This is a genomic window from Actinophytocola sp., from assembly GCF_035712165.1.
Taxonomy (GTDB): domain Bacteria; phylum Actinomycetota; class Actinomycetes; order Mycobacteriales; family Pseudonocardiaceae; genus DASYTH01.
In genome coordinates, this window is the sequence record NZ_DASTBH010000164.1 from 1 (window position 1) to 4,998 (window position 4,998).

Consider the following 4,998-nt stretch of genomic DNA (forward strand, 5'->3'; position numbering starts at 1 on the left):
CTGCCCAAGGACAGCACCGGCTACGACCTGGTCGGCGCCCTGGTCGGCAGCGAAGGCACGCTGGCCGTGGTGACCGGGGTGCGACTGCGGCTGGTGCCCGGCTCCCGCGAGGGCGTGACCGCCGTGCTGGGGGTGGCCGACACCGCCGCCGCGCAGCGGGTGCTGGCGCGGGTGCGGGCCGGCGTGCCCGGGCTGACGTCGGCCGAGGTGTTCTACGCCGACGGGCTGCGGATCGTGTGCGCGCACCGGGGCGTGGCCGCGCCGTTCGACGCCGACCACCCGTGCTACCTGCTGCTCGACTGTGCCGGTCAGGACGACCCGACCGAGGCGCTGGCGCGGGTGCTGGCCGGGTCGGACGAGGTGCTCGACTCGGCGATCGCCGACGACGAGGCCGGCCGGCGCGCCCTGTGGGCCTACCGCGAGGGGCACACCGACGCGATCAGCGCGCTCGGCACCCCGCTCAAGCTGGACGTGGGCGTTCCCGCGGTTGCCGTGCCGGGCTTCGAGGCCGACCTGCGCGAACTGGTCGCCGCGGCCGCCCCGGGCGCGCGGCTGATCCTGTTCGGTCACCTCGCCGAAGGGAACTTCCACGCCAACCTCATCGGCGGGGACGAGGCCGACCTGACCGACCCGGTGCTACGGATCGTTGCCGGCTACGGCGGAACGATCTCCGCCGAGCACGGAGTGGGCACGGCCAAGGCCCGCTGGCTGCCCCTGGTCCGGTCGCGCGTCGAGCTGGACCTGATGGCCGCCACCAAGCGGGCCTGGGATCCGGACGGGCTGCTGAACCCGGGTGTTCTGGTCTCCGGCGAACCAGGACGCGGCGGCGGCGATGACGCAGGCGGCGATGGCGAACCAGAACGCGACGTGTAGGCCGTCGGAGAAGGGGTGGGTGACGAGGTTGGGGAAGAACGACCGGCCGGTGAGGAACTCGACCCGCTCCGGCGGTAGCTGCGCCAGCGACGGGCCGAGCAACTGCTCGACCGGGTTGTAGCCGAGGAAGGCGGCGAACAGCACGGCCACCGCCGGAAGCTGGGCGATCCGCGCGGCGTCCGGCGCCGGCACCCCGTTGCCGGTCAGCCCGCCGGACAGGGCCGACGGCAGGCTGGCGGTGAGCCCGATGATGATCAGGCTGAAGAAGATGCCGATGGACAGCACCATCGCCGCGTTCTGGAAGGTGGCCGTCATGCCCGAGCCGGCGCCGCGCGACCCCGGCGGCAGGCTGTTCATGATCGCGGCCCGGTTGGGCGCGGCGAACATGCCCATGCCGATCCCGTTGACCAGGAGCAGGCCGGCGAAGAGCCGGTAGTCGAAGTCCACCGGCAGGACGGTCAGCGCGTAGAAGGTCGCCGCGCTGACCAGCATGCCGCCGGTGGTGAGCAGCCGGGCGCCGCACCGGTCGGACAGCACGCCGGACAGCGGCGCGGAGATCAGGAACCCGACGGTCATCGGCAGCATGTAGATGCCCGCCCAGAGCGGCGTCTCGGCGAAGGAGTAGCCGTGCAGCGGCAGCCAGATCCCCTGCAGCCAGATGATCAGGATGAACTGCAGGCCGCCGCGGCCGAGCGAGGACATCAGGTTGGCCAGGTTGCCGAGGCCGAACGCCCGGATGCGGAACAGGGACAGGTCGAACAGCGGGTTGGCGGCCCGGCGTTCGATCGCGGCGAACAGGGCGAGCACGGCCAGTCCGCCGACCAGGGCGGCGACCACCCACGGGTTGGTCCAGCCCATCGGATGCCCGGCGTAGGGCTGCAGGCCGTAGGTGATCGCGACCATGATCGCGATCAGGCCGACCGCGAAGGTGATGTTGCCGGCCCAGTCCATCGCGGCCCGTTCGCGCACCCCGGTGTCGCGCAGCCGCAGGTAGGCCCAGGCGGTGCCGATCACGCCGAACGGGACCGAGACCAGGAACACCCAGTGCCAGTTGACCGGGGCCAGCAGGCCGCCGATCACCAGGCCGAGGAACGACCCGGCGATCGCCGCCACGCCGTTGATGCCCAGGGCCAGGCCGCGCTGGTCGGCCGGGAAGGCGTCGGTCAGGATGGCGCTGGAGTTGGCCATCAGGAACGCGCCGCCGATCCCCTGCACCACCCGCCAGCCGATCAGCCACAGCGCCGCGGCGTCGCCGGTCATCCAGGTGACCGCGAGCATGATCGAGGAGACGGTGAAGACGGCGAAGCCCAGGTTGTACATCCGGGCCCGCCCGTACATGTCCCCGAGCCGGCCGAAGGCGACCACCAGCACGGCGGTGACGATCAGGAAGCTCATCATCAGCCAGAGCAGGTAGCTGGTCTTGGTCGGATCCAGCGGGTTGATCCCGATGCCCCGGAAGATGTCCGGCAGCGCGATCAGCACGATCGACGAGTTGATCGTCGCGATCAACATGCCCAGCGTGGTGTTGGACAGTGCGATCCACTTGTAGCCCGGCCGGTCGACAAACACTTAGCCATGCTAACCGAATATCGTTAACCGCGCTAAGGACCTACTGGACCCGACGGCACGCCGAATGGGGACTCGCCGGGCATGGGTCAGGGGCGGAGGTCGGGGAAGTCGTCGTCGCGGTACTCGGTGGCGGGGCGGGCGGTGGGGTCGGCGTGCAGGTCGGTCTCGCGGGTGCGCAGCTCAACGCGGCGGATCTTGCCGGAGATGGTCTTGGGCAGGTCGGCGAACTCCAGGCGGCGGATTCGCTTGTAGGGGGCCAGGTTCTCCCGGGCGAAGGCGAGGATGGCGCGGGCGGTGCCGGCGTCGGCGGGGTAGCCGGCGGCCAGGACCACGTAGGCCTTGGGGACCGAAAGGCGCACGGGGTCGGGGGACGGAACCACGGCGGCCTCGGCCACGGCCTCGTGTTCGATGAGGACGCTCTCCAGTTCGAACGGGGAGATGCGGTAGTCGGAAGCCTTGAAGACGTCGTCGGCCCGGCCCACGTAGGTGATGTAGCCGTCGGCGTCGCGGGAGCCGACGTCGCCGGTGTGGTAGTAGCCGTCCCGCATGGCCTCGGCGGTGCGTTCCTCGTCGTCGGCGTAGCCGGTCATCAGGCCGACCGGCGGGTGGCGGAGGTCGATGCAGATCTCGCCCTCGTCGGCCGGCCGGCCGGTGGCGGGGTCGATCAGGGCGATGGTGAAGCCGGGCAGAGCGCGGCCCATGGAGCCCGGTTTGACCGGTTGGCCGGGGGTGTTCGCCACCTGCAGGGTGGTCTCGGTCTGGCCGAAGCCGTCCCGGATGGTCACCCCCCAGGCCTTGGCCACCTGCTCGATGACCTCCGGGTTGAGCGGCTCCCCGGCGCCGACCACCTTGCGCGGCGGCCGCCGCAACTGGCCGAGGTCGGACTGGATCAGCATCCGCCACACCGTTGGCGGGGCACAGAAACTGGTCACCCCGCAGCGGTCCATCACCGACATCAGCGCGACCGCGTCGAACCGGGTGTAGTTGTACAGGAACACCGTCGCCTCGGCGTTCCACGGCGCGAACACGTTGCTCCACGCGTGTTTCGCCCAGCCCGGGGAGGAGATGTTCAGGTGCACGTCCCCGGGCGCCAACCCGATCCAGTACATTGTGGACAGATGACCGATCGGGTAGGACACCTGGGTGTGCGCCACCAGCTTGGGCTGGGCGGTGGTGCCGGAGGTGAAGTAGAGCAGCAGCGGGTCGCCGGCTCCGGTCGGACCGTCCGGCTCGAAGGAACCCGGCGCCGTCTCGGACGCGGCGTGGTCCAGCCAGCCGTCGACCGGGCCGCCGACCGCGATCCTGGTGTAGTCGCCGGGAACCTCGGTGAACTTGGCGGTGTCCTCGGCGCGCACCACCACGTGCCGGGCCCGGCCGCGGTCCACCCGGTCACGCAGGTCCGCCGGACCCAGCAGGGTGGACGCCGGGATGATCACCGCGCCGAGCTTCATCGCGGCCAGGATGGTCTCCCACAGCTCGCCCTGGTTGCCCAGCATCAGGATCAGCCGGTCGCCCCGGGCCACCCCGTGCCCGCGCAGCCAGTTCGCCAGCCGGTTGGACCGGGCGGACAGTTCGGCGAAGGTCCACCGCCGCTCCGTGCCGTCCTCCTCGACGATCCACAGTGCCGGCCGGCTCGCGGTCGGCTCGGTCGCGGAGATCACATCGAACCAGTCGAGCGCCCAGTTGAAGCGGTCCGGCCGCGGCCACTCGAACCCTGAGTACGCGGCGTCGTAGTCCTCCTGGTGTGCCACCAGGAAGTCCCGCGCCGCACGGAACGGCTCTGTCATGGCAACACCCTAGGCCCGCGCACCGGGTATCAGGGTGATCCCCGAGCCGGTTCCAGGGAAAGATCCGGATCACAGCGGGAACGCGATGGCCCAGCCTTTGGGGAGACGAGAACGAACCTGGGCAACCGAACTTCCAGAGGGGAAATTTCTGATGGACAAGCCGATGTTGACCGTGCGCATCGCGAGATGGAGCGCGGAACATCCCTGGCGCGCGATCGGCGCCTGGATCGTGTTCGTGGCGCTCTGCATCGGAGTGGGCGCCATGAGCGGCACCAAGAACGCCGACTTCGACGACAACCCGAAGGGCGAGCTGGCCACCTACCAGAGCATCGTCGACGAGGCCGGCTTCAAGCGCCCGTCGTCGGAGAACGTGCTGATCACCGCTCGGGAGGGCAGCCTGGACAACGCCCGCGCGCAGGCCGCGGCGGCCGACGTCCGGGCCAGCATGTCGGGGCTGTCCGAGGTCGGCGACGTCAGCGACCCGCTGCCCTCGCCCAAGGGCACCGCGGTCCTGGTCAACGTGGAGATGACCGGCGACCCGCACACCGCCGACGAGCGGATCCAGCCGCTGCTGGACACCACCGCGACGGTGCAGCAGCGCTATCCGGACCTGCGCATCGAGGAGGTCGGCGGGGCATCGCTGGACAAGGCGCTGTCCGAGACGCTGGGCAAGGACTTCCAGAAGGCCGAGCTGATCAGCATCCCGGTGACCCTGATCATCATGCTGCTGGTGTTCGGCGCGCTGATCGCCGCCGGGATCCCGGTGCTG

General features: G+C 70.6%; 3 protein-coding genes and 1 pseudogene. 2 read left to right on the forward strand and 2 right to left on the reverse strand.

What is annotated here, in order from left to right:
* Window positions 1-159: 159 nt before the first annotated feature.
* Window positions 160-735 (forward strand): annotated as a pseudogene (locus VFO68_RS09195) (FAD-linked oxidase C-terminal domain-containing protein); the annotation flags it as partial.
* On the opposite strand, the gene VFO68_RS09200 reads toward VFO68_RS09195, so the two are convergent.
* Window positions 637-2,385, reverse strand: coding sequence for an MFS transporter (locus VFO68_RS09200; RefSeq protein WP_325157769.1), 1,749 nt, complete (start codon window positions 2,383-2,385; stop codon window positions 637-639). The pseudogene VFO68_RS09195 and the gene VFO68_RS09200 sit on opposite strands and share 99 nt — an antisense overlap.
* A 143-nt stretch (window positions 2,386-2,528) precedes the next feature.
* Window positions 2,529-4,229 (reverse strand): AMP-binding protein, encoded by a 1,701-nt coding sequence (locus VFO68_RS09205; RefSeq protein ID WP_325157767.1) that lies wholly within the window; start codon window positions 4,227-4,229, stop codon window positions 2,529-2,531.
* 151 nt (window positions 4,230-4,380) lie between these two features.
* Between VFO68_RS09205 and VFO68_RS09210 the strand changes: the two genes are divergently transcribed.
* Window positions 4,381-4,998 (forward strand): MMPL family transporter (locus VFO68_RS09210; protein ID WP_325157768.1); only part of this gene is annotated, 618 nt, incomplete at its 3' end.